Below are 23,450 nucleotides of genomic sequence, written 5' to 3' on the forward strand. Positions count from 1 at the left end.
GCCGCGCCGATAGTGCGAGGAGCACGTTAGCGACGCTGATTGTCGCGAAAATTGAGGCGAGCTCGCGACCATCAATTCGCCGCATCATCGACAATGCAGCCTGAGCGAAGTCTCACCTCGTGTGCGCGCACTTTCCAGATCTGACGACCACAATAGCCAGACGTGCGTCGGCAGACATTGCTGCTTATGCACGATGTTTATACCAAGTCGCGCTCGGCAAAGCACATACCTCCCCGTAGTGGGACTTGCTGACGCGTAGTTCGGCAGCAACGACGGCAAGGTGTAACGTTTTTTTGGAGCTTCAGTGTTCTGCAGAGGCGGCTCTCCCCCGCGCCCCGCATCAACCAGTCGAAGTCACTAGGAAGTATTTACCTGCGGATCCATGCCGACCACCACAGCCTTTTGGCCACACTGGCGCGCGGCTCGCTTTGTCCGCAGATCAGTTGCGACGTTTTGGCGGGGCCCTGCAGCGGACTTAACACCAATTAGGCGACCAACGGCGTTGCCAACGCAGGCTCCGAAAATTCAATGAGCCCAAGACGTATCGCCTTTACAAGACCTTGAGTTCGGTTCGCCGAACCCAGCTTTCGTATTGCGTTCTTCACATGGAAATTCACCGTATTCCCGCTGACGTTGAGTATCTTTCCGATTTCCCAGGACGATTTGCCCTCCGCGACCCATCGCAGACAATCCTTTTCGCGCTCGGATAGGCTCACTTTTCTGTTCGAGACCCTGTCCGACGGCCTTGCGATCTCCGCAAACGCAATATGGAAGTGCCAAGCCAGAGCGTTGAGATGCTTCACATTCCTCTGAGGATCGGCATCATCACAACGGGATGCGAATGATATCACAGATATTCGCCCTGATGGCCCAAACAATGGCACGCTGACACCGTGCTTCAGACCTGCTTCTCTGGCCTCCTGTAGCACACGCTGTTCACATGCCTGCAGTTGATGTTCTTTTGCGAGCTCGTCCCATAGATATGGCCCCGCAAACATCGGTGTCCGCCGGACGACCGGATCGACAATGTAGTACTTGCGTTCCAAATAGCGCTGGCACCAGTCAGGCGGAACCTTTATAGCTACCAGAGGCGGTGGACACCCCGGTAGACGAAGCGGCTCTGAGAAGGTGAGCGCTCCGTAAGCGACCTCAGTGAACCCCTCTTCGCTCGCACAGCTCACAAGCAAATCAAACAGCGCTTTGAGAGATTGCGTTTGATTCGCGCATTCGACGAAGCTAAAGAGATTCATAAGGCGCCTCACGTGATCGAGCCGAAGGGACGTTGTGCGCCGTTCGATTGAGTCGGTTTCAGGCGGAGATTCGCTGAATTTCTGACATGCTCCAGCTCGCAACGCAGTCGCGCTAGTGGGGCGATAGCTACGGGGCGAAAAGGGCCGTCAGCGAGGGGGCGACGTACACTCCTTGTCCATATGGACAAAGTCGGGCTGACGGCGTGTTTTCGCCGAGTTGCATGGCAGTGTCCAAATTGCTTCGGCGCGCGCTCAAATGATGGGGGATCGCGCGGGAGACGCCCGCGCCGATACTTTGCGCTAGGCTGAATAGCGTTGTCGGTCTCTTCGCTATGCCAAACGCGCGCCAGCCAATTCTCCGATCGGGCGTAGGCAGAAATCCCAAATTCTGGCCATGGGCAGGCAATTAAGCCGCACTGCGCAGATCGGCCCGATGGTGCCGGGCTCCAGCTGTTTGGTATCGATACGCTTGGTAGCGAATATGAGTTCGTCCCGACTCGATCGCCAATTGATCGTCGCGTATTACGACTGCCAACGGATGCATAACCGGCAGCGAGCCGAACTCGGCGAAGACCCGACCTTTGAAATACATGGCGGTCGCCGATCCGACTTTCGGTAAGGAATAGGGCCCGCTTGCTGTGCCAATTGTAAGAACGCTGTGGTTGCCGTCGAGCTCTTCGCCCAGGCACATCGTTCCCTTCGGCGCGAACCGATCGACCCGGTTGATATTGATCGCCGCCCTGGCGCCCAATGACATTGGCGAGAAGCCGCGCGGCGGTTAGAGCAAGCTCCTGAACCAGATCGACGTAGATGACGCTGAGCATCCGATTCTCCGAGAACCTTGCCAGGAACCCAATCGAGCACAGCAAGTGTCATACCAATCGCGGCCCGCAGGAAACTCAGTCGTGGACAAGCACTTGAAGAGATTAACGGGTCTTAACCGATTTGAAGCACGACATACGTCCGACTTGCGACATCACTGTTTGCACCGGTAGCGACATCCCTCGATGTAGACCAAAGACTCTCCGGCCAAAGCGACGCATTCGATCTCATGCTCGCACAATGAAAGCGGAACGCGCAAAGCTAGGGGCTGCATGCCCACACGGCTACCTAAGCTCTTTACCTACGCGCCGAACCGAGTATGCCGTGCCGCCCCAGTTCGGATCTAGCAATCGCGTTGTCGCCGACTAGCACGAATCAGGAAATTCTATGCTCCTCGGAGGTCGCCCTGCAGAATTTTGCTACAGTCAACTACTAACGTTAGCAATTGATCGAGATGACAGAGACGTGCCAATCAATGCCTGATCAAGAGCGCAGGTCCCGCCCTCAGGAAACTCGGCATGCAACACAGATCTGTTCGCGGAAACGGCCTGCCCGATCGAAGCGTGAAAACGCTGCCCGCCGATATACTTCGACCTCAGATTTGCTTCAACGACGACCTCTCCTTTCTCATGGAAGCCCATGATGGGCTTTCGGGAGCAATCGCCCAACGCGCGGGTTTCAAAGGTCTGTGGGCCTCAGGCCTATCAATTGCCTCCTCTCTCGGCTACCGCGATGCCAATGAGGCATCATGGAGCCAACTCGTCGACGTCGTCGAACGCATCGTGGACTCGTCCGAACTACCGGTGCTCGTTGACGGCGATAGCGGTTTCGGCAACTTCAACAATGCGCGTCTGTTCGCACGCAAACTCCGCCAACGTGGGGCTGCCGGCCTCGCGCTGCAGGACAGCTGTTTTCCAAAAATGAACTCGTTCGTTGGCGAGCGACATGCCATAGCCGACATCAAAGAGTTCTCGGGCCGTCTGCGGGCCGTCAAGGATACAGTTGGGCAGGACTTGGTTCTCGTGGCGCGGATCGAAGCGCTGATTGCCGGTCGTCCAATGGAGGAAGCGGTTTCGCGTGCTCACGCTTATGCCCATGCGGGAGCCGATGCGATTCTCATTCACTCGCGAAAGAGCACCGCGGAGGAGATCCTTGAGTTTGCGAGTGCTTGGCAGAACCGACTGCCCATCGTGATTATCCCAACAAAATACTATCAAACGCCGGTCTCTGCATATCGCGATGCGCGCATCTCCACGGTAATCTGGGCCAACCACTGCATGCGAGCTGCAATAGTTGCCATGCGCAGGGTCTGCGGTCGCATCATGGCTAGGGAAGGCATCGCGAGTATCGAGCCCCATATTGCGACGCTCGACGAGGTTTTTAACCTATTAGGGTACGATGAACTCGTCCGTGCCGAAGCGCGATATCTCCAGCCTAATGACAAAAAATAGTAGGTCCCTCATGCGCCACAGGACATATGAATTTTTGACGGGCATGACACCATGCACCGGTCCTTAGCATCGTCACCCGCCACTGAAATTTCCGACGCAGCCCCTGTTCGTCCTCGTGGAGATATCATTGATTGGCATGACCAGCCGCTATTCCGTGACGGCCTGCGCTTCCACCTCATCACGTTGCTCAACGGCTAGGCACCGAGGAAACGCACCAAATTCATTTGGCGTTCAGAAACAGGAGCTCTGCTGTGTGCTTTTGTCAGTACCGGGGAGTTTCTATTGTGGGGCCGCACCACGACCAGGACTACCGCAAAGGAGGCTATTGCACGCGGCGAGGACATTATTGATCTGACTGGGGAGAGATTTGGAGCGAACTCGCGCCATCGGTGCGCGAGGGCGCGATCGCAGCGATCAATGGCAACCTCAACCGCTATACCGACCCGATCGGGTGCTGGAGCTGCGGCGCGCTTGCTTGCAAGGTTTCCACCGAGACGGCTCAGCCATGGTCAGCAGACGAAATCGCTGTGACGAGCGGCGCCAAGCAGGCGCTCTTCAATGCGGCTCTAGCGCTTGTAAATCCCGGCGACGAGGTACTGATCCCCACCCCATACTGGACGACTTTCCCGACCCAGATCATCATTGCCGGCGGCACGCCAATCTTTGTAGAGAGCCGGCACAGCAACTACGTGCCGAGGCCGCCAGATCTGGCCGCGGCCATTACATCAAGGACCAAGGCGATCGTGGTCAACACACCCAACAATCCGACAGGCACAGTCTACGACCGCGATACCCTTGCTAGTATTGCCCAACTCGCGAGGGATCGGAACCTCTGGATAATCTTCGACGAATGCTACGGGGCTTTCGCTCATCCCCCACATACGCATCATTCGATCCTATCGGTGGCTCCCCAGGCCCGCGATCGCACATTGATCGTCAATTCGTTTTCGAAGTCGTTGGCCCTGACCGGCTGGCGGATCGGATATATCGCCGGGCCCAAAAATTTTATCAGTGCGGTTAAGGCTCTACAAACCCATACATCGAACCCCAATGTCATTGCGCAGCTTGCGCTGCTGTATCATCTCAAATCTGGCGATTCCGCCTTCGAATTGGGATTGCAGCGCCACATTTCGGACGCGCGAACACTCGGACTTTCGATCCTTTCAAAGTTGAAATTGGTGCCATCGCCCACTGCCCAGGGTGGATTGTTCTTCTACCTCGATCTCTGCGCGCTTCAGCGGCGCGCCGCCGGCGATAGCGGAGATTTCAACGCTGATGATGTCGCCAAGGCGTTGCTGACGAACGCCGGTGTCGCAACACTATCGGGCACAGCATTTGGCGACCCTACGGGTCTCCGGCTTTCCTATGGCATCGATCTTAAACTACTCGGTAGAGGCCTGCGGCGCCTGACCGCAACTCTGAATGAGTGGAACTAAGCTTGGTTTTACGAGTGCCGACATGATTAGAGCTGCCTTTGCCCCAAATTCCGAGCCCAACCCTCGTGCTTGCGGCGGGATGCGGCCGCGGCGTCGTCCCCCCGGGACACGCCCCCTCCGGGAGCCGGACCTTCGGTCACGAGGACACATCAGTCACGGCATTCGGAGCTCGCGGACGTTTGTCCTTTCCCAGAAAGCCGGCCAAACAGCCGAGGCCAGAGACATTTGGCCACAGTCCTCAACGCAAGGGAACGACGGCCCGAAATCATTCGACGACGCGAGGGAATAAAATGACCCCCAACGTCCCAAACAGCGCCATCATTCTCGCCGCTGGCTTGGGCTCGCGGCTCCGGCCACTGACCGATCTCTGCCCAAAACCGCTGGTCGAGGTCAACGGCACGCCGATCATTCATAATGCCTTACGAAACCTTGATGCGGTTGGTGTTGGAGAGGTGACCATCGTGGTCGGTTACCGCAAGGACGCCATTCAATATGCCTGCGGAAGGCGCTTTGGCGAGCTCAAAATCAACTATCTCGAGTCATCGGTATTCGACTGCACCGGGAGCGCCTTTTCGCTGTGGCTGGCACGCGACGTGCTGCTCGCTGGAGACTGCCTTGTTTTAGAGGGGGATGTCTTCTTCGAACAGGATGCATTGCGCCATTTGATGGCCAGCGAAGTACCCGATGCGGCCGCAGTAGCTCCCTTTGGCGAGCTGACGCAAGGGGCGGCCGTTTTGTTGTCGGATAGCGGCTTCATATCGGGTTTTTGCATGAGCAAAGCTGCGGCCGGCTTTGTTGCGGAAGGCCCAAGGCTATTCAAGACGATGAACCTGCTTCGATTTTCGGCACTGACTCTCAAAACAACGATCGTCCCAACACTGGACGATATTGTCACGTCGGGAGCAATACGGGCCTACACTGACGAGCTCATCGCCTATCTCATCGAAAAGCGAGGTCTGCAGCTTGGTGCAGCCCGGTGTGAAGATCTCAGGTGGTGCGGAATCGACAGTATCGAAGATCTGCGCATTGCGGAGCTCATCTTTCAACGGAGGAGCCTTCCCCTAGAGCATGATGTTTTTGACTGGAATCGGGGTTCCCAGAGCGGGCGATTTCTGATTCAAGCTCCATGCTGGAGTGCGGAGGCCAGCATGGATGACGCGCCCCTATTCGGAAGACATCCGTGAACGTGCCTTGGCTCGCGCTGACGCGGGCGAGACGGTTCGTTCGATCGCGAAGGCGCTACAGATCAGCCCCTCGTGCGTGACGAAGTGGAAGAACCTAAGGCGTGATACCGGAGGCCTGGCGCCCGGCCAGATCGGCGGCCACAAGAAGCGGGTTCTGTCGGATGCCAACGCCGACTGGCTGCGCAAACGCATTCGCTCGGGGCCATTCACCTTGCGCAAGCTGACGCAGGAGCTGGCCGCACGGGGGATCAAGACAGACGTGCGGGCGGTGTGGACTTTTGTTCACGCCGAGGGGCTCAGCTTCAAAAAAAACGCTTCTACCAGCCGAGCAGGATCGCCCAGACGTCGCCCGTAAGCGGACCCGATGGAAAGCGCATCAAGGCAGGATTGACGTCACGCGGCTGGTTTTTATCGACGAGACGTGGATCAAGACCAATATGGCGCCGCTACGCGGCTGGGGGCCTTGTGGGCAGCGCCTCCAAGCCTCTGCACCTTTCGGCCATTGGAAGACCATGACCTTCATCGCGGCGCTGCGTCATGATCGGATCAGTGCGCCTTGGGTGATTGATGGTCCCATCAATGGTGAACTCTTCACGCTGTACGTCGAGAAGGTGTTGGCACCCACCCTCGCACCGGGCGAGATCGTCGTTCTCGACAATCTTGGCAGCCACAAGGGCAAAGCGGCTCGCCAAGCTATCCGCGCCAGAGGAGCCCACCTTATCTTCTTGCCGCCCTACAGCCCTGACCTCAACCCGATCGAGCAGGTCTTCGCCAAACTCAAACACCTCATGCGATCCGCAGAACCCCGTGACGTCGAGGCAACCTGGCGGAAGGTTGGTGAACTCCTCGATCTCTTCTCCGAGGCGGAGTGCACCAACTACTTCAAAAACTCAGGCTATGTTTCCGTGTAAATACATCATGCTCTAGCATCGAGGCAGGAAGATAAGTGAGGGACCAAATGCCGAAATACCTTTGCAATCCGGCGGACGATACTACCACAGGTCTCCTCTTTTGTTCCGCGAACCTACTTCTGGCACCTCGAGCTGGCCATTGCGGCGTGACAGCGCTTTTGGGCTGTGCTGTCAGATCACCTCGACGGAGACGCGGCTGATCCCACTATGGACTGCGACATAGATGTTGCGAAGACCGGCAGCGGTGGTGCCGGCAGTGCTGCTACTTCAGCTGAGCAATGCGTCGGCATTTTCCCTGTGATCCCAGCCGCCCAACTCGTAGCAGGCGCAATGAGGCTTAGCCATTTCTGCCAATTTCTGTGGGTGTCCGATGGGCTCTTCTTACGGGTGCTCTTGTCATTCGATATGGCGTTACTGGCCCTCTCGCTTCTTCACCTACCTTTCATTCCGCTAGGGGCTTGTCGCGTTTGGAGAATCTGCTTCTTGCTCCTCGATCACGTGACCTCAATTCGTTTGCCTTCACGAGCAAAGCCCTGTAGACGGAATCGGCATCTTTGCCGCTCGCATCATCGGCAGCTTCTCGGTGACCTTGAGCAGCCGGCCGGCAGATTACGAGTGTGCGGGGCAGGCATGACCTTAGGGCGCGAGCCGTCTTTTGGTGCGGCACCTACCATCCCCGGTACGGCACCTATCCAGAAGACCTCGATCGATCATCGGCCCAGGTTTGCAGACTCACCAGCAAAGCGTCATGCACTCACCTTGTCGGCACGAGATCTGCTTTCCGTTCACGAGCTCGGTTGCCGGACGTGCTTGCCAGCTCGCTGCGAGCACCACTCCTGCATGGCCGCCGGCGCTGCGGTGTTCGGTCCATCCGGGGCCAGCCCCCCATACGGTAAGAGCAATCGCCCTTGTTCCGTCCGATTATTCCCCAAGCGGCCTTCCGGACCCTGTTCTGGTGTCTGTCGCAACTGTTGCTCGCATGTGGCCCCTCCGAGTGCGGAAGGCGTCAGGCATCGTGCAGCCTGTTCTTACCGCACTTCATCTTGGGCACCTCGTACCTGAAATGAAGAGACTAGAGTGAAGAAGCGATCGAAATTCCTGCAAGCACGCGATCTGTCACGGCGAGACCACGCGCGTGGCTGGATCTACCGCGAAATCGGCGTCGAACCCTTCATACAATGCGCTGGGTTTCCGCACGATCTATGGTGCAAGTAACCCGAGCGACGAGACCATCTCCGCAATGAACGCGGCTGCCGAGGCTTTTGTGGACATGGACGAGCCCGCGGAGGCCGCAGGCCGACGAAGGGCTGAACTCACTGGCGCTGAATGGGGTGTCATCACCGCCGGGACTGCAGCCGCGCTATCGTTGGCCACGGCAGCGTGCATTGCCGGAAATAATCCAGAGCTGATGTTGCGGTCGGACATATCGGGGCTGCGGAACAAGGTGTTGATCCCCTCCAATCAACGATCTGCCTACGAGCAGGCAATCCGCGTTGCGGGTGCTCAGATTGTCAGCATTTCCAGCACAGAGGAGTTGGCGGAGGCTTTGGACGGCAACGTCGCGATGATCTGCCTGCGGGGTCGGATGGACGCTACCTCGACATTGTCGCTAAGCTCGCTCCTGCCCTTTGCGCGCGCGGACGGTGTGCCAGTCCTTGTCAATGCCGCAGGCCTTTCACCGGAAAATTCCGACCGATGGATCAAGAACGGAGCCGACCTGGTCGCATACGCGGGTGGCAAGTATATCCGTGGACCACAATCCAATGCGATCGTGCTCGGTAAGGAGCGGCTTTGCAAAGCGATCTGGTGGAATGGAGCGCCTCACCAGGCATTTGGCCGGTCAATGAAAGTCGGCAAGGAGGAGTTGTCGGGGCCTTACTCGCGCTCAATCGCTGGATCACTTTTAGGTCGGCCGAAAGCGAGCGGAACGAGTGGTTTCCGCGATTGAAGCGGATCGAGGTTCACCTTGGCTTGCTGCCAGGCGTTACCACGGAAGTGCTGTCCTGGGCGAGTTCTGTGTGCGTATTCCAGGGATGATGATCTGCGATTCCAGGCCATCGTGATCACGGAGTCCAGACGATGGTGATCACTTGCGGAGACGAACACGACTGACGTGTTTATGTGTGCTGGAAATGGTCTTCCCGGTCAAGACGGGCGGGAGGGTTTGGAGATCGGTCCAGCGGTCCATGGGAGGGCCCCGCGTGCGACGCGGAGTGGCCCCCGCGAGCGACGCAGCGGCGCGCGCGGGAGGGACCTGTGGGCCGATGGGGCGATCGGGCGCGCGGTGGTCACGCGGTTGTCCGATCGTCGGCCCGACGACGCAGGCTGTCGCCCTTGAGCTCGATGCGGTGGGCATTGTGAATGATGCGGTCCAATATGGTGCGGATTCCGATGATCTCGCCCGGGTGTACCGATTTGATCTCGCCCAGGATTCCGAGATGATCTCGCCCACCATTCCGATTTGATGTCGCCCGGGGCGCGAGGCGTTCTGGCTATCTGGTTTCTGGCATCGGCGAAGCCGCGTGGTCAATCTTGAATCGCGGCTCGAAGGACTTGTTTTTTGCTGCTCGTGCTGTGGGCATGTGGGCAACGCCCCTTCGCGTTGTCCAAGCGCAGCGGCATGTCCACAGCGCCACTGGCTTAGGCCTTTCGGCCGGGCTTACGGGTTCGCCGCAGGCTCTCGCCGTTGAGATCGATCCGGTGGGCGTTATGGACCAGGCGGTCGAGAACGGCGTCGGCGTAGGTGGGGTCACCGAACACGACAGAGTGCCCCTATTTTGGAACGGGTCGTGTCTCACGTCACGATCACCGACCCGCATCATTTTCTTTTTGGGCACCGGCTTGAGGTGCTGAAGGAGCGGTCGGGGCGCGGTCCCGCCTATGTCGTTGTCGCGCTGCCGGACGGCCGGCCGCGGGCAGTTCGGATCGCGTCGACGGATCTTGCCGAGACGGCAATCACTTCCCGCCCGAGCGCCGCCGATCTGCCGCGCATCAGTGCACGTACGCTGATCCCATTGATGCAACATTTGAGCGCGACGAGAAGGTGATTCGCGATGACCCACCGACCGCTTCCAGGTCGCGTTGCGTATCGACCCCTACCGACGTTGGCAAATCCACCTGGCCGTCCGGCCGACATTCCGCGCCTGTGGCCGAATCTGTCGACCACGACGCAAACCCAGATCGCTCAAATCCTCGCCACGCTGCTGCGGCGAATGCAAGCGGTTCCCGGCACGCCCGGAAGAGGACTGGGTCGTGCTGATCAGCTTGAACGTCGCTGACGAGCGGCTCACGACTGCGCACCGAGCCAAGTTGGCCTATGTCTACGTGCGGCAGTCATCCGTGAACCAGGTGCGCCAGCACCAAGAGAGCACGGAGCTGCAGTACCGCCTCGTCGATCGCGCCATCGGTCTGGGCTGGCCGCCGGAGCGCGTCCAGGTCATTGACGAGGATCTGGGCAAATCCGGTGCTGGCGGTGTGGATCGTCATGGTTTCCAGAAGCTCATTGCCGAGATCGGCCTTGGCAACGCCGGTCTTGTGGTGAGCCTCGACGCTTCTCGCTTGGCCCGCAATAACCGAGACTGGCATCAGCTTCTCGAACTGTGCTCGGTGTTCGGCGTGCTCATTGCGGATGGTGAGCGGCTTTACGATCCTCGCGCCTACCACGACCGCCTGCTGTTGGGCTTGTCCGGCATCATGAGCGAGGCGGAGTTGCATCAGCTTCGAATGCGCCTTCACCAAGGGGAACGCCAGAAGGCGGCGCGGGGCGAACTGCGGCTGCCCCTGCCAGCGGGGCTCGCCTATGATCGAGCGGGCACAATTATTCTCAATCCCGACGAGGAGGTGCAGGCCCGTCTTCATCTCGTGTTTGCTAAATTCCGGGAACTGCAAAGCGCTCGCCGTGTGATGCGGTACTTGGACAGGAACGGATTGTCCTTGCCGGCTCGACCGCTGCTTGGACCATCTCCACACGAGATCGTCTGGCGTGCGCCAGATAGTGCACGCGTCCTTAGTATCCTTCAAAATCCAGCCTATGCTGGGGCTTATGTTTATGGCCGCCGGCAAAAAGATCCGAGCCGATGCCGGCCGGGATCGCTGACGGGAACGGTCAAGGTGGCGATCGCGGATTGGGCGGTTTGCCTCCACGCCGCTCACCCAGGCTATATCAGCTGGGAGGAGTTCATGGCCAACCAGGGGCGACTGGCAGATAACGTCTGCCGCTATGAGGCAGGACACTCTGGCGTACCGCGCAAGGGGGCAGCCCTGTTACAAGGAATTGCGATCTGCGGCCGTTGTGGACGGCGCATGGCATGCGCTACACGGGCCCGAATGCCGACTATCCGGTCTATTGCTGCCGTTCGGATCGGGACCAGCAAGGCAGTGCACTGTGCCAGGAAGTCCGGGCCTTGGCGGTTGACTCGCTAGTTGAGCGGGTGGTCCTCGATGCCCTGGTGCCGGATCAGATTGAGATCGCACTCGCGGCGGCGGGCCAACTGGAGCAGGAGAGCCGTCAGCTCGAGCACCAGTGGGCGCTTCGCGTGGAGCGCGCCCGCTACGAGGCCGAGCGTGCTCGGCGTCAGTATGACGCCGTAGAGCCCGAGAACCGTCTTGTGGCGCGCTCACTTGAGCGGGTTTGGGAAGAGAAGCTGCGTGTCGTCGAGACGGTCGAGCAGGAGCATGCGCGTTGGCGCGCGCAAGAGCCGCTTCTGATTGGCCCGGCGGAACGCGCGGGGCTACAAACGCTCGGCGAGAACCTTCCACGGATTTGGAACGCGGCCATCACGTCGGCAGCCGATCGCAAGCGCATTCTGCGATTTGTTATCCGCGAAGTCGTTCTTGATCAGAAGCGGACCCGAGGTCAGGTGTGGCTCAAGATCGTCTGGCAGACCGGCGCAACCAGCGAGCATCACGTGCAAAGGCGCGTTCACACCTACCGCGATTACATCGACATGGATCGGTTGCGGCAACGAATCGTAGAGTTGAATGCTGAACACAAAATGGATGCCGAGATCGCGGCGATACTCAATCAGGAAGGCTTCGTTGCGGCCCTAGGCTGCGCGTTCAAAGGCAAGAACGTCTGGGTGTTGCGTACCCGCTGGGGCATTCCCACCGTCAAAATCAACGGCGTGGACAAGAATCCGATGCGCTGGCCCGACGGGAGCTTCTCGATTCAGGGCGCAGCGGCTGAGCTTGGCGTAACCGCGCAAACGGTGTTCGATTATCTCGCGCGCGGATTGCTGGCAGGTCGTCAGTTAGCCAAAGGCCAGCCATGGCAGATCCAGCTCTCAAACGAACAAGTCAGTCAGCTTCGCAATCGGGTACGACGCACCAAGCGTTCGAAGAAGGAGGCATCATGAAGTCATCGGCTCGCCGATTAGCGCGTGCCACTGATCAACGGGAAGCTGGCTGGTGACGATCGTGGAGCGGCGGCCGTAGCGGTCCTCGAGGATCTCCAGGAGGTCGTGGCGGGCCGCGGCGTCGAGCGGCTCGAGGCCCCAGTCGTCGAGGATGAGGAGATCGACACGGCCGAGCGCGCGCAGCAGGCGCGGGTGGCGGCCGTCACCGCGCGCCAAGGCCAGATCGCTGAACAGTCGCGGGACGCGCTGATAGAGCACGGAGCGATTGTCGCGGCAGGCTTTGTTGCCGAGCGCCGAGGCGAGCCAGCTCTTGCCGACGCCGGACGGGCCACAGATCAAAAGATTGGCGTGGTCGTCGATCCATTGGCCTTCGACCAGCATCGTCAAGAGGCTGCGGTCGAGGCCGCGCGGGGTACGATAGTCGATGTCCTCGACGCAGGCCTGCTGGCGCAGCTTGGCGTATTGCAGCCGCTTCGACAGACGCTTGTTCTGGCCTCGAACCTCAAAACGGTCTGGGATGCGCCGACGACGGATGCTCGCCTCAAGAAGCGCATTGTGCGCACCCTCATCCATGAGGTCGTGGCCGATATCGACGACGCGGCCTCGGAGATCGTTCTCATCGTCCATTGGGTGGGGGGCGCCCACAGCGAGTTGCGCTTGCCGAAGCGCCGGCGCGGACAGCGCAACAGCACCTCCGCCGACATCATCCAGGCCGTGCGTCAGTTCGTGCTGATCGCCAGCGACGATCTGATTGCCGGCCTCCTCAATCGCAACGGCCTCAAGACCGGTAACGGCAATCGCTGGACCCGCGAGCGCGTCACATCAATGCGCTCGAACTACCACATCCCGGTGTTCAAGCCCGCCGAGGACGGGATCGAGCCATGGCTCAACCTTGGCAACGCCGCAAAGCTCCTGAAGATCGCGCCCAAGACGCTCCGGCTCGCCGCTGAAGCCGGCGAGATCGAATCCATCCATCCTCTCCCGGATGGTCCTTGGATCTTCGCCCGCACCTGGCTGATAACAACTGCCGCTCAATCTATCGCCGAACGAGCGCGACAGAACCCAAAATACCCCGCGGGATCGCATCCCGCTCAACAAAATCTCTTCTCTTCAATCACATAGCCAGATGGGTGTTCAGATGCGCAGTTGTAATATCTGCGCCAAGTCTCCACTTTTTCCTGGGCGTCCGCAAGGCTGAGGAACCAGTGGGCGTTGAGGCATTCGGCCCGGAAGCGACCGTTGAAGGCTTCGATGAACGCATTGTCGGTCGGCTTGCCGGGCCGCGAGAAGTCCAGCGTGACGCCGCGCTGGTAGGCCCAAAGGTCAAGGTCGCGCGACACGAACTCGCTGCCTTGATCGACGCGGATCGTCGCCGGGTATCCCACTTCCTTACAGGCCCTTTCCAGTATCGCCACGACGTCGCTGCCGCGGAAAGTCAACCGTGGCGCCAGCGCCGGCGAGAAGCGGGAGAAGGTATCGACAATCGTAAGTACGCGCAGCTTGTGTCCGGTTGCCAACTGGTCATGGACGAAGTCCATCGCCCAGGTCTCGTTCGATCGTGTGGCCGGCCTGCGATCATCCCGCAGCTTGGCCTTGACCCGGCGCTTGGGCGTTTTGTTGCGTAATTGCAGGCCCAATTCGCGATAGATGCGCCGCGTCTTGTTCTGGCCATGACGCCAGCCTTCACGACGCAGCAGGACGTGAACACGACGATAACCGTAGCGGATACGAACATGACAGATCTCCTTGATCTTCTGTTCGAGGGCAGCCTGGCCGGAGCGACGGGACTTGTAGTGGTAGGTCGAGCGGTCAAATTCGAGAGCGTCACAGGCCCTGCGGATTGAGACCTGCCACTCGCTGCGGACCTCGTCGACCAGCTTGCGCTTCCGGCCAGGCTTCATAGCTGTCGGCGGATCACGTCCTGCAGCATCTCCTTGTCGAGCGACAGATCGGCGACCAGCTTCTTCAGCTTGCCGTTCTCCTCCTCGAGCTGCTTCAGCCGGCGCATCTCGGTCGGCAGCAGACCGTCATACTTCTTCTTCCAATTGAAGTAGGTCGCCTGGCTGATCCCGGCCTTACGGCAGATCTCTGCCACCGCAACCCCGTCGCTGCCCTGCTTCAGGATGAACGCCTTCTGGGCTTCCGAAAACTTCGAGGCCTTCATGTCCGTCGCTCCTCCCAGCCGAGGGGATTTAAGCAGCGAAAACTCTAGCCAAAAATGGTCCGGTTTGCCGGTCTCAGATCACGGGCTTTGGCCACCGCATTTCGTGAGCCCCACTGTATCGCTCGATCTACCTCCAACCTTCTGAACCTCCTGAAGCCTGGTCCGCCGACATCGGCGTCGCCTGCGTAGTGGGGCGCCACGCCGCCGATGCCGGCTCCTGCCGGAGTTTATCCACCCAGCGTCGCAGCACCGAGTCGCGCAGACCGAGCTCCTTGGCGACCGACCCGATCGATCGACCGCTCGATACCGCCAGTTCAACGGCCTGGCGCTTGTAGTCGTCCGTGAACGACCGACGTTGACGTCCTTGCATTCGACACCTCCGGGCTCTCCGAGCCTACTACAGGTGTCCACTCATTCGGAGGAGGTTCATTGCTTCCAGTAGGCAGAAGTATCAATTGTCGCATCGGCTACGTCGTCCCACTAATTAAGGCTACGCCCACGCAAATCAACGCGATGCCAACGAGCCTCGCAAGCGGTATTTCTTCGCCGAGCACAAGAACACTGAATGCGAGCGCGATTACGTAGCCAATCGATAGCATTGGGTACGCTACACTAACCTGATTGCTTGAGAGCACAGCCAACCAGAATAAAATACCGACGAAATAACAAGCCAAGCCGCCCCAAAGATAGACATTGCTGATAAATGTCCGAAGGCATGCTAGCGGCTCGCTGATAGACGGTAAGCGACCAAGCGTCAGCATAGCCTTACGCAAAGCAACTTGAGCTAACGCATTCATGCTTACGCTAAAAACGATCAGTGTGAATGATGAAGAGGTCAAGGTGCGCTCTTGGTCGTGGATGCAAGTGACGTTTAAATCTACTTATGGCTCCCGCTCCTTGCAAACGTGCGGCAAGCCATCCCGACAGGAAGCATCCGATCGCCCCCTCGGGTGACTTGGAGCGAGGGGATAGGTGCTGACAGCTAGCGCCAGCAAATGAGATACGTCGGCATACGATAGCCAGAACCGCAACCAACTGTCGCGGCATAGGTCCTTTCCTACCAGCTGCGCAGAGGAGGCTCATCCACTGTATGTGGGCCTCGACGATCTTCTAACTGCCCCGAGCCGCGCAATCTCCTCCAAGAATTGGTAGAGGCTATCACTCGGAGGGGATTGACATGGAGTCGAGCAGGTCCTCGGGCTTCCATGATCGCGAGTGCGTGTCCATAATCGAGTGTTCGAAGCGGCCAGATGATCGCAACGTCCTCGTACTCTGTACTCTCGCATTCTCTCGCTCCTGTATTAGCGAGCCAAGCAGTCAAGATAGGGCAGGCGACGGCTCTGGCTACACGATTGAGACATCGATTCACATTAGAGTCGGAGGGCCCGAACTAATGTCTCTCTATCGGAACTGCAGTGCTTCTTCAACGAGAGCGCGCGTGCTCGCTAGGTTAACCCGAAGCGATTCTGCGGGGCGGCAATCAGGATGAAGGTGCGGCCCTCCAGATTGTTGGGTATTCATCGAGAACGCAAAGGCTTAGGGAGCGCCAGCGCCTAACACATGGTCGTTAATTCCACCCATCAGGTGTGGTAGGGGGCGCCCGCCTTTACTATTTCCTAATCTGCATCTATTTCCTGTCGCGAAAACTGTGCGCAGGTCTTTTATGATTGATGAAGCGAGCGTCTCCTATCATCGCCAAATCGGCAGTGAGTTTTCGCACAACGAGTTCGATGAACTCTTTCCGCCCGGTTACGAGCGACACTACTGGCATTGCGCACGTAGCGCCATTGTGAAGAGTTATGTTCACACGTTTTGTGGCCTCGACGATACGCTACTCGAAATCGGCACCGCTCGGGGTCACTACGTTAGAGTCTTACGGAAAGCCGGGTTCGACGCATACGGCTGCGATCTGGGCGATCCATGGGTCCACGAGGAGGCGAGACCGTTTGTCTTTCCTAAAACTGATTTCGCCGATATTGATAAGGATCTGCGCGACCGAGTCACTACGGTTTTGCTCTTGGACGTGCTTGAGCACATCGAGCAGCCGGTCACATTCATCGAAGCAATGTTTCGTGCCCTCCCGGCGCTACGTCTAATGATCATCACACTGCCGGCGCGCCAAGAGATCTGGTCGAACTTTGATGAACATTACCGCCATTTCTTACGCTACGATGTTACTGAACTTCGCAGATTGGCACTTCGGTCGCGTCTTTCCATTAAATCCTACAGTTACTTCTTTCACGCTTTATATGTGCCTACGTTATTGCTGAAGAAACTAGGCATAAAGCGTATGACTGCGTTTCGCGCACCCAAGGCATCCTGGCTGGATGGGCTATTAGGAATTGCATTTTGGGTCGAAAGCCGAATTTTGCCGAAGAATGTCTACGGCACGTCACTGATCTGCGTCTGCGGCAAAGATTCTCCGATCTGAGAATTCCCGGCTCATCTATCGGCTCACTATAGATGTGATCGGTCACAAGACGAGGCGGCGACCACAGCAACATCTGATTTGCCGCGATAAACGCGACTGAGGCCGCGTGGCGGCACCACATTTCAGTCTACCCGCGCACTCATGCTACCAGGAAAGTTCGCCAACAATACAGCGACAACACTCGCGATGCCGAATCCAAGTGAAAAATAGCGGTCTAGAATCGGAATCTCCCCCTCCCGATAAGGCGCATGTCGAAACTATCATCGCGCCAACGCTCAGGCGGGGAAATTTGGTCTTCATGGACAAACGTTGAAATCAGAAGGTCGCCGGCGCCATTGAAGCGCGCAGTGCTGTCCTCCTCTATTCTCCGCCGTAAAGCTTCGACCTCAGCCCCATCGAGCAATTCTTTTCCAAACTGGGGCTCGCACCATAACGCCCCTGTTAACGACGTGAACTTACCGGTTCACATGCCTCGAATGATGCGGTCTCAGTGCCGCAAATCGCCTGCCTATTCTTCAGACACAAGTCGACTGAGAGACGCACCCTTTCTCGCAAGGCGATCTTGGGCGCATAACCGAGCACTTTTTTTGGCCTTGGTGATATCGCAGGCAATCGTCTTGTTCATTTCAGACATGATATGGATTTTCTGGTGATAGATGCCGGCCATTTGAAGAGCTGCATCGAGCATCGTTGCGACGTCGGCCACAAAGCTCGGCAGACGAACCATGTTGGCCTTGAACCTAATACCGAAATCTTCATGCAGGACCTTGCTGATGGTTTCGACAATTTCGTTCATCGTGTACGGCGTCTCGTCCGCAAGCCAGAAAATCTCGCCCGCCGCATTTTTGTGAGCTGAGGCAAGCAGGATGCCCTGCGCGAGGTTGTCAGTATAGCCCATCGAGCGGCGGTTTCGCCCAGATCCAACGATTGGAAACTTGCCGTTCTTTACCATCTTGAAAAAGAGCGTTTGCCTTGTTGGCTGATTGGGTCCGTAAAACCACGGCGCACGGACGATGACAATTTCTGTCGGCCCACCAACGGCAATTTCCGCACGCAGCGCTTTTTCCATCAGCATCTTGGAGCGGCCATATCCCATATATGGGTTATAGTGGCTTTTCTCAGTGAACCTGTGGTCCGGATGTGGATTGAAGCCCATCGGCGAATTTGAGGACATGACGATCGCGCGCCGTACGCCTATCTTTTGCGCCGCCGTAAGCAGATTGATCGTGCCTTGCGTGTTGATCGCTTCGAACTGAGCAACCGATTTGGGATGAACAACCCCCGCAATGTGGATCAATATGGCACCCTCGGCACCGGCCATGAATGCACGAACAGTTTCCATGTCCCGGATGTCACCTATCACGATTTGCATGCCCTGTTGACGTAGCTGCGACACGTCTTCTTCTCCCGGAAGGGCGAGCGCCCGTAACCGGAAGCCTCCGGTTGCAAGAAGTCGTGTTTCCGGCAAACCTGTCGTCAGCGCCGCCGCGATCCGCCCGCCCAGCCAGCCGGAGGCTCCCGTCAGAAGCACGAGCGGCGTATTCAGGGCTATCGGGATTACCTCTTGCGACATTAATTGCCCCTTAATTTCTTTCTCTTGTGGCTGAGCCGGCACGTTCTCGTGCTGAATGACAGAGCGCTGCCTCCGCAGCCCGGAAAGCTAGCGCCATGATGGTCATTTGGGGATTGACGCCTGGCGCTTCCGGAATGAGGCTGCCATCGGCGATAAAGAGGTTTTCAATGCCGCGCACCCGCCCGTAACTGTCGACGGCGCAAACATCCCGATGCTCGCCAGGCGGGCAGCTCGAAAACAAGTGTATTGTCATCAGATTCGTTGCCCCTTTGGGCAGAGGCTTGTTCCAGAATTCATGCACCTGATCAGGGCTCGTCCATCCTTCATGGCCGGATATGCTGGGGAACACCTTGCGAGCGCCGGCGGCAAACATGGCTTGGCCAAGACGCGTAAGAACTTGGCTCAACGCAATCCAGTCCTCAGGGGCAAGTTTGAAAGTGACAAGCGGCTCGTTAGAGCTCGGAATCGGTCTCACTGAGCCCACGCCGCGCGGACGTATCATGCCGTAATATGAGCCGCAAAAACGCCAGTCCCGCATCAGATCGCCGCGATTGGTCCAGTCCTCCGCAAGCGAGAGGCCAAAGACCGCGGGCGTGAATACCGATCCACCGATGCGTTGTTCTGGCATAAATTCGGTAATCGCAGTTAAAGGAAGCCGCGACTGATGCGCATCGACCGGCTGGCGTTGCTCGGATGAAAACTGCCTTTCATGTTCACGCCTTTCAATTCCGCACAGGCCGTACGGACAACAGCTTTGCTGCCACGGGCATGCGCTCGTAGAATGCAAGCAGAGTCATCGATCGATAAAGGTGCACGACGGACCGGGCTATCTCTGCATAAGTGTAAACAACCTCTCCGCGCGGAGTGCGCTTACCAATGGACCACCGGCGCTGACCGATATTAAGAAGATGCAAAGACTCAGGAAGATCGAAACACTTCGAACCGCCAAACGAATATGAAAGGGGGCGCCTGCAATGGCTCGGGTGACGCTTGCCGCGATTTCAATTACTAGCTGGCTTTTTTCCCGTCGAGCAAAGGCCACGCGGGCATCAGTGTTGGCACGAGCACTCGATCAAATACCATCCAAGTCTCCTCGAGCCAGAAAATCAACAGCGGCCAAGCCAAGATTGCGAACTCGGAATCCACCAAACAACTAAGAGCGACTGCTATCTTTATGGAGGTTACGAGCCTTTGCAAACAAGGCCATGTTAAGCTTGGCAGCCCGCCCATAAGGCCAATTGAGAGATCCTTCTCGGCCTCGGCAGATAGTGAAATCCGGCTGCATTTCACCAATACGTGCCGTTAGTGGAATTCGAGCCGCGGCAAGACTCGGAATCAAAGGTGCGATATTCATTCCGGTATCATCCGCAATGCGTAGGGAAGCAGTGACAGACTCCGCTGTTTGACCGGCGACTTATGGTGTGACGCTCCGCCTTTGCCCAGAGCCGACTTGTTGGCCTGATACCAATCAAAGCTATGGATGATCATCTGGGAGTTTGAGTACTTTGGCAAATAACCAAGTTCCTTCTGCGCTTTCGAAATGTCGAAATACATTGATCGCCCATACATCAGAGAATGGTACGGACCCAAGGGCGAGAGGCCAAGGGCACTTGCCAAATTCGCAGCGAGAGCAGCCGGCCCCATCGGAATAGATTTGATTCGGCTTCTGGTTCCGGCATGGTCAATTACTGCCTGCAGAAGTTCACGCATCGTGCCAAATTCGGCCGCGCCGATATTGTATTCTGCAAAGCCCTTTACATTCGACGCCGCAATACATGCCGAGGCCAAATCATCCGAGTGAACGAACTGATATCTGTTGTTCCCATCAGCCAAAACGGGAACGTCGAGGCCCCGGTCAATCCAGTCAAAGAGGATTTGGACGATGCCAAGGCGGCCATGCCCGAGGATAGTCCGCGGACGCACAATCGCCACATCCAAATGGTGGCGTCGCACTGCCAGCTTGCAGATATTTTCTCCTGCAAGTTTTGCGCGTCCGTAATCTTCGGCAGGATTCGGTTCCGTTCTTTCTGTGATAGGATTCGATTTCGGAGCGCCAAAAACAGCGCTGGACGAAGTGTATATCAGCTTCTCGACTCCTGCGGCAGCCGACTCGTCTGCAATGATCTGAGTGCCATCCCTGTTGACCGCCCAGAATAGGTCGACCTTTTTGGCTAAAGGGACTTGGGCCACATTGTGGAACACCTTGTTCACTCCGGAAATTGCCTGCTTGACCGCGTCGCGATCTAGAATAGTGCCTTTAAAAAACTCCAGATTAGGATGACTAAAATCAGGGAAATTGAGATCAAACACGCGAACGTGGGTTCCTTGCGCAAGCAGCTGTTTACTCAACAATTGCCCAAAATATCCGGAGCCGCCGGTAACTAAAGCTGTATTCACTGTCTCTGACCTAAAAACTGCTGGGAATGGGTCTCATCCTGGCCTTTGATTGGATCACTCGCAGTCGAGATTTTCTGTTTCCAATCCCGGCGACGTGCTCGTGAAGCCACTGGGCTAAGAAGCGCAATCAGGACGTTACACAGCGATGAGAGAAAGATTCGCGGCAATTTCGTGCGCTCTTGGACGTTACTCGTAGATGGCAGACAGGTCTTCGCAATTTACCGAGGCAGATGTTTCCGATTGCTGTTGCTGACCCTGCCCATCCACTCGCATCATCGATAACTAGATTTCTCATCGGCTCCTCCTTCCGACTCCGAGGCCATTGGGTGACGCGGAGTCGCATCGTGCGGTCAAGGCAAACCCTAGTCACTAACTGCAGTGCGTCTGCTTCCAATCCAGCATGTTCCGTGCCAAACGAAAAAGCGCTTGTTACCACTTGATGGCTCCATGAGTGCCATGTTGCTGATCCGACATCGTTAGCTTGCAGACAAAAAACGATTGCCGTTGCGTGTAGCCCAGCGGACTGTGGGTGAAATGTAAACGCGTAGGTCATCCCACATAGTGGATGATGTTTGATTGTCGGAGAATCTACCCGTGATTTGTCCCAGGAGTTCACGTGAGCGAACGCCGTCAAAACGCGCGAATTTGGCACTTGTTCTCCCGCCGCAGAAACCGACGCGACCAGTCCCGAGGTCATCGCCTGCGCCGCCACACAACCACACACGATCGATGGAGCCCGTGAGACGAGGATGCAGCGGAAGATGTGGCCGACGGCTGAGAAGACGACGTTGGCAGCGTCTCCTGCGCGACTTTGAGGAGCGCCCGATATGACCCTCGGCCTTGAGTGCTCGATGATGGCCTCAATGGCGTAGCTCACGTTTGATGACACCGAAGACGCCGCGCTTCTGGCCGGAAATGAAGACGCGGCGCGCATTTTGCGCGTCGTGGCACCGCGATATCCCTGGTCGACATCGGCCGCTCGATCGAATAGCCGGTGAGTGTCTCAGTGCCTGCAGGCAGACAAGCTCGTGCTTCATGTTGATAATCTGGTCCAGCCGCACCCGGAACAGATCGTTGGATCCAGTCGTCTGGTGCTTCTTCGGCCGCATCATCCCCTACGATGCGCCACAGGATCGTGGCCCGCAGCGAATGGGAATCCACAAACGAAATTCCAAGCTTTCAAGGCCCAGATCCCTGTAATCTCAAATGCCGTCGCGGCCGAAAAACAGACTTCCGGTGCTTGTTCACATGGCGTAATCGCGGCTGACGTCTTCTTGAGAACACGAGGATCGGTACGATCGGCGTCAGCAAATCGAAAAGGAGCCGCGCTATTAAGCCGTACGTTGGTCTGAACATCTCTATGGAAGAAACCAGCATTTGCGTTTTGGACCTGGCCGGCGGCGTGACATTCGAAGGTTGTGCGCCGACCAATCCGGAGGCGATCGCTGAGCTCCTAAGGAGTCATGCCGGCAATGCTGAGCGGATCGTCTTTGAAACGGGCTCGCTATCCAATTGGCTTTGGCATCAACTCAGGGCACTGGGCTTTCCGGTGATTTGCCGCTTTCCGGTGATTTGCCTTGATGCGCGTCACGCCAACGCGGCGTTATCAATGCGTATCAACAAGTCGGATCAGAACGATGCCAAGGGGTTGGCCGAAATGGCCCGCAAGGGATGGTACCGGGAAGCTGCCGTGAAGGGGGCGGAGAGCAGGAAAACCCGTTCGATGCTGGCGGCTCGAAGCAAGCTGGTGGATCTGCGGCGTGACCTCGACAACCAGATGCGTGGTCTCTGTAAGGGGCTGGGAATATTGCTCGGCAGGGCCGGTTCGACCAACCTGGCTCGCAAAGTCAACGCCGTCCTCGCTGAATCGCCGGATTTGCATAGTATTTTCGCGCCGCTACTCCTTGCTCAGTCCTGTTTGACCGAGCAAATTGAAAAATTTGATCGAGAACTTCTGGTGATGGCGAAGGGTGACCAAACTGTTCGGCGAATGATGACCGTTCCCGGTATCGGTCCCCTGACCGCTCTTGCCTTCGTCGTTACCATCGACAACCCCGCTCGCTTCAGACATTCCGCCGACGTCGGTGCCTATCTCGGCCTGACACCGAGACGTTAACAATCCGGCGAGATCGACCGCACTGGCCGCATCTCCAAACGCGGCAACCATCAGGTTCGGACTTATCTTTTCGAAGCCGCAAACGTCCTGCTGACCGTTGTCAGGCGAGGTTCTGCGCTCAAGCGCTGGGGCACCAAGCTGACCAAGCGCATCGGCGCCAAAAAGGCGAAGGTTGCCGTTGCTTGCAAAATGGCTGTCATCCTCCACGCCATCTGGACCGACGGCACTGAGTTCCAGGCAGGCAGAGATGCGCGCCGCATGAAGTAACCTTAAACCGACACCCAGATCCGCCTTCGGCGGAACAAGCGTCCCTGCCGGGACGAAGGTGTTGGCAATCTCGAAGTCGTCCCTGCGGGCGTTA

18 protein-coding genes and 5 pseudogenes are annotated in these 23,450 nt (G+C 57.6%); 11 read left to right on the forward strand and 12 right to left on the reverse strand.

The window, feature by feature from the left end; genetic code table 11:
- Positions 1-485: 485 nt before the first annotated feature.
- Both ACNJX9_RS34225 and ACNJX9_RS34230 read right to left on the reverse strand, forming a co-directional pair.
- Positions 486-1,250, reverse strand: coding sequence for an autoinducer binding domain-containing protein (locus ACNJX9_RS34225; RefSeq protein WP_439406456.1), 765 nt, complete (start codon positions 1,248-1,250; stop codon positions 486-488).
- 406 nt (positions 1,251-1,656) lie between these two features.
- Entirely contained in the window at positions 1,657-2,007 is a 351-nt protein-coding gene (locus ACNJX9_RS34230) for a hypothetical protein (RefSeq protein WP_439406457.1), read from the reverse strand.
- 583 nt (positions 2,008-2,590) lie between these two features.
- Between ACNJX9_RS34230 and aepX the strand changes: the two genes are divergently transcribed.
- From aepX to ACNJX9_RS34255, 5 genes are all read left to right on the forward strand, one after another.
- Entirely contained in the window at positions 2,591-3,523 is a 933-nt protein-coding gene (aepX, locus tag ACNJX9_RS34235; RefSeq protein WP_439406459.1) for a phosphoenolpyruvate mutase, read from the forward strand.
- A gap of 389 nt (positions 3,524-3,912) precedes the next feature.
- On the forward strand, positions 3,913-4,959 hold the full coding sequence (locus tag ACNJX9_RS34240) for a pyridoxal phosphate-dependent aminotransferase (protein WP_439406461.1): 1,047 nt from the start codon (positions 3,913-3,915) through the stop codon (positions 4,957-4,959).
- A 290-nt stretch (positions 4,960-5,249) separates the two neighbouring features.
- On the forward strand, positions 5,250-6,143 hold the full coding sequence (locus ACNJX9_RS34245; protein WP_439406463.1) for a phosphocholine cytidylyltransferase family protein: 894 nt from the start codon (positions 5,250-5,252) through the stop codon (positions 6,141-6,143).
- Positions 6,112-7,054, forward strand: a protein-coding gene (locus tag ACNJX9_RS34250; RefSeq protein ID WP_439404163.1) for an IS630 family transposase whose coding sequence is annotated in 2 segments (ribosomal slippage) — positions 6,112-6,447 and positions 6,449-7,054 — 942 coding nt in all. Because the reading frame shifts where the segments join, the coding sequence is not laid out codon by codon here. Before ACNJX9_RS34245 ends, ACNJX9_RS34250 begins: the two co-directional genes overlap by 32 nt.
- Positions 7,055-8,189: 1,135 nt before the next feature.
- Positions 8,190-9,002 carry a hypothetical protein gene (locus ACNJX9_RS34255; protein WP_439406465.1) on the forward strand — a complete coding sequence of 271 codons (813 nt, stop codon included), beginning with the start codon at positions 8,190-8,192 and terminating at the stop codon, positions 9,000-9,002.
- Positions 9,003-9,342: 340 nt separating this feature from the next.
- Here ACNJX9_RS34255 and ACNJX9_RS34260 read toward each other — a convergent pair.
- Positions 9,343-9,453, reverse strand: a pseudogene (locus ACNJX9_RS34260) (AAA family ATPase); the annotation flags it as partial.
- Between the two features lie 241 nt (positions 9,454-9,694).
- A pseudogene (locus ACNJX9_RS34265) lies at positions 9,695-9,814 on the reverse strand (ATP-binding protein); the annotation flags it as partial.
- Positions 9,815-9,843: 29 nt separating this feature from the next.
- Between ACNJX9_RS34265 and ACNJX9_RS34270 the strand changes: the two are divergent.
- The 3 genes from ACNJX9_RS34270 to ACNJX9_RS34280 all read left to right on the forward strand — a co-directional run bounded on the left by ACNJX9_RS34270 (position 9,844) and on the right by ACNJX9_RS34280 (position 12,408).
- Positions 9,844-10,101, forward strand: a complete 258-nt coding sequence (locus tag ACNJX9_RS34270; protein WP_439406466.1) for a hypothetical protein — start codon at positions 9,844-9,846, stop codon at positions 10,099-10,101.
- 301 nt (positions 10,102-10,402) lie between these two features.
- Positions 10,403-11,476, forward strand: a complete 1,074-nt coding sequence (locus ACNJX9_RS34275; protein WP_439410177.1) for a recombinase family protein — start codon at positions 10,403-10,405, stop codon at positions 11,474-11,476.
- On the forward strand, positions 11,362-12,408 hold the full coding sequence (locus ACNJX9_RS34280) for a hypothetical protein (RefSeq protein ID WP_439410260.1): 1,047 nt from the start codon (positions 11,362-11,364) through the stop codon (positions 12,406-12,408). Before ACNJX9_RS34275 ends, ACNJX9_RS34280 begins: the two co-directional genes overlap by 115 nt.
- Before the next feature lie 6 nt (positions 12,409-12,414).
- Here ACNJX9_RS34280 and ACNJX9_RS34285 read toward each other — a convergent pair.
- A pseudogene (locus ACNJX9_RS34285) lies at positions 12,415-12,888 on the reverse strand (ATP-binding protein); the annotation flags it as partial.
- Positions 12,889-12,963: 75 nt separating this feature from the next.
- On the opposite strand from ACNJX9_RS34285, the gene ACNJX9_RS34290 reads away from it, so the two are divergent.
- Positions 12,964-13,530: a recombinase gene (locus ACNJX9_RS34290; protein WP_439406468.1), complete on the forward strand. Its 567-nt coding sequence runs from the start codon at positions 12,964-12,966 to the stop codon at positions 13,528-13,530.
- On the opposite strand, the gene ACNJX9_RS34295 is transcribed toward ACNJX9_RS34290, so the two are convergent.
- From ACNJX9_RS34295 to ACNJX9_RS34305, 3 genes are all read right to left on the reverse strand, one after another.
- Positions 13,500-14,572 (reverse strand): IS3 family transposase gene (locus ACNJX9_RS34295; RefSeq protein WP_439406470.1). Its coding sequence is split into 2 segments (ribosomal slippage): positions 13,500-14,311 and positions 14,311-14,572, totalling 1,074 coding nucleotides; the frame shifts between segments, so codons are not numbered across the junction. The genes ACNJX9_RS34290 and ACNJX9_RS34295 overlap by 31 nt on opposite strands.
- Positions 14,573-14,699: 127 nt before the next feature.
- Positions 14,700-14,942 carry a transposase gene (locus ACNJX9_RS34300; RefSeq protein ID WP_439406471.1) on the reverse strand — a complete coding sequence of 81 codons (243 nt, stop codon included), beginning with the start codon at positions 14,940-14,942 and terminating at the stop codon, positions 14,700-14,702.
- A 97-nt stretch (positions 14,943-15,039) separates the two neighbouring features.
- Entirely contained in the window at positions 15,040-15,411 is a 372-nt protein-coding gene (locus ACNJX9_RS34305) for an EamA family transporter (protein WP_439406473.1), read from the reverse strand.
- Between the two features lie 824 nt (positions 15,412-16,235).
- Between ACNJX9_RS34305 and ACNJX9_RS34310 the strand changes: the two genes are divergently transcribed.
- Positions 16,236-17,003, forward strand: coding sequence for a methyltransferase domain-containing protein (locus ACNJX9_RS34310; RefSeq protein ID WP_439406475.1), 768 nt, complete (start codon positions 16,236-16,238; stop codon positions 17,001-17,003).
- A gap of 508 nt (positions 17,004-17,511) precedes the next feature.
- Here the strand turns inward: ACNJX9_RS34310 and ACNJX9_RS34315 are convergent.
- The 4 genes and pseudogenes from ACNJX9_RS34315 to ACNJX9_RS34330 all read right to left on the reverse strand — a co-directional run.
- Positions 17,512-18,576, reverse strand: coding sequence for an NAD-dependent epimerase/dehydratase family protein (locus ACNJX9_RS34315; protein WP_439406476.1), 1,065 nt, complete (start codon positions 18,574-18,576; stop codon positions 17,512-17,514).
- A gap of 10 nt (positions 18,577-18,586) precedes the next feature.
- Positions 18,587-19,363, reverse strand: a complete 777-nt coding sequence (locus ACNJX9_RS34320) for a GMC family oxidoreductase (RefSeq protein ID WP_439406478.1) — start codon at positions 19,361-19,363, stop codon at positions 18,587-18,589.
- 563 nt (positions 19,364-19,926) lie between these two features.
- Positions 19,927-20,973, reverse strand: a complete 1,047-nt coding sequence (locus ACNJX9_RS34325; RefSeq protein WP_439406479.1) for an NAD-dependent epimerase/dehydratase family protein — start codon at positions 20,971-20,973, stop codon at positions 19,927-19,929.
- Between the two features lie 745 nt (positions 20,974-21,718).
- A pseudogene (locus ACNJX9_RS34330) lies at positions 21,719-21,981 on the reverse strand (IS5/IS1182 family transposase); the annotation flags it as partial.
- A 322-nt stretch (positions 21,982-22,303) separates the two neighbouring features.
- Here ACNJX9_RS34330 and ACNJX9_RS34335 point away from each other — a divergent pair.
- Positions 22,304-23,356, forward strand: a pseudogene (locus tag ACNJX9_RS34335) (IS110 family transposase).
- The last annotated feature ends 94 nt before the right edge of the window (positions 23,357-23,450 follow it).

This window comes from Bradyrhizobium sp. BLXBL-03 (genome assembly GCF_051853015.1).
Classification (GTDB): domain Bacteria; phylum Pseudomonadota; class Alphaproteobacteria; order Rhizobiales; family Xanthobacteraceae; genus Bradyrhizobium; species Bradyrhizobium manausense.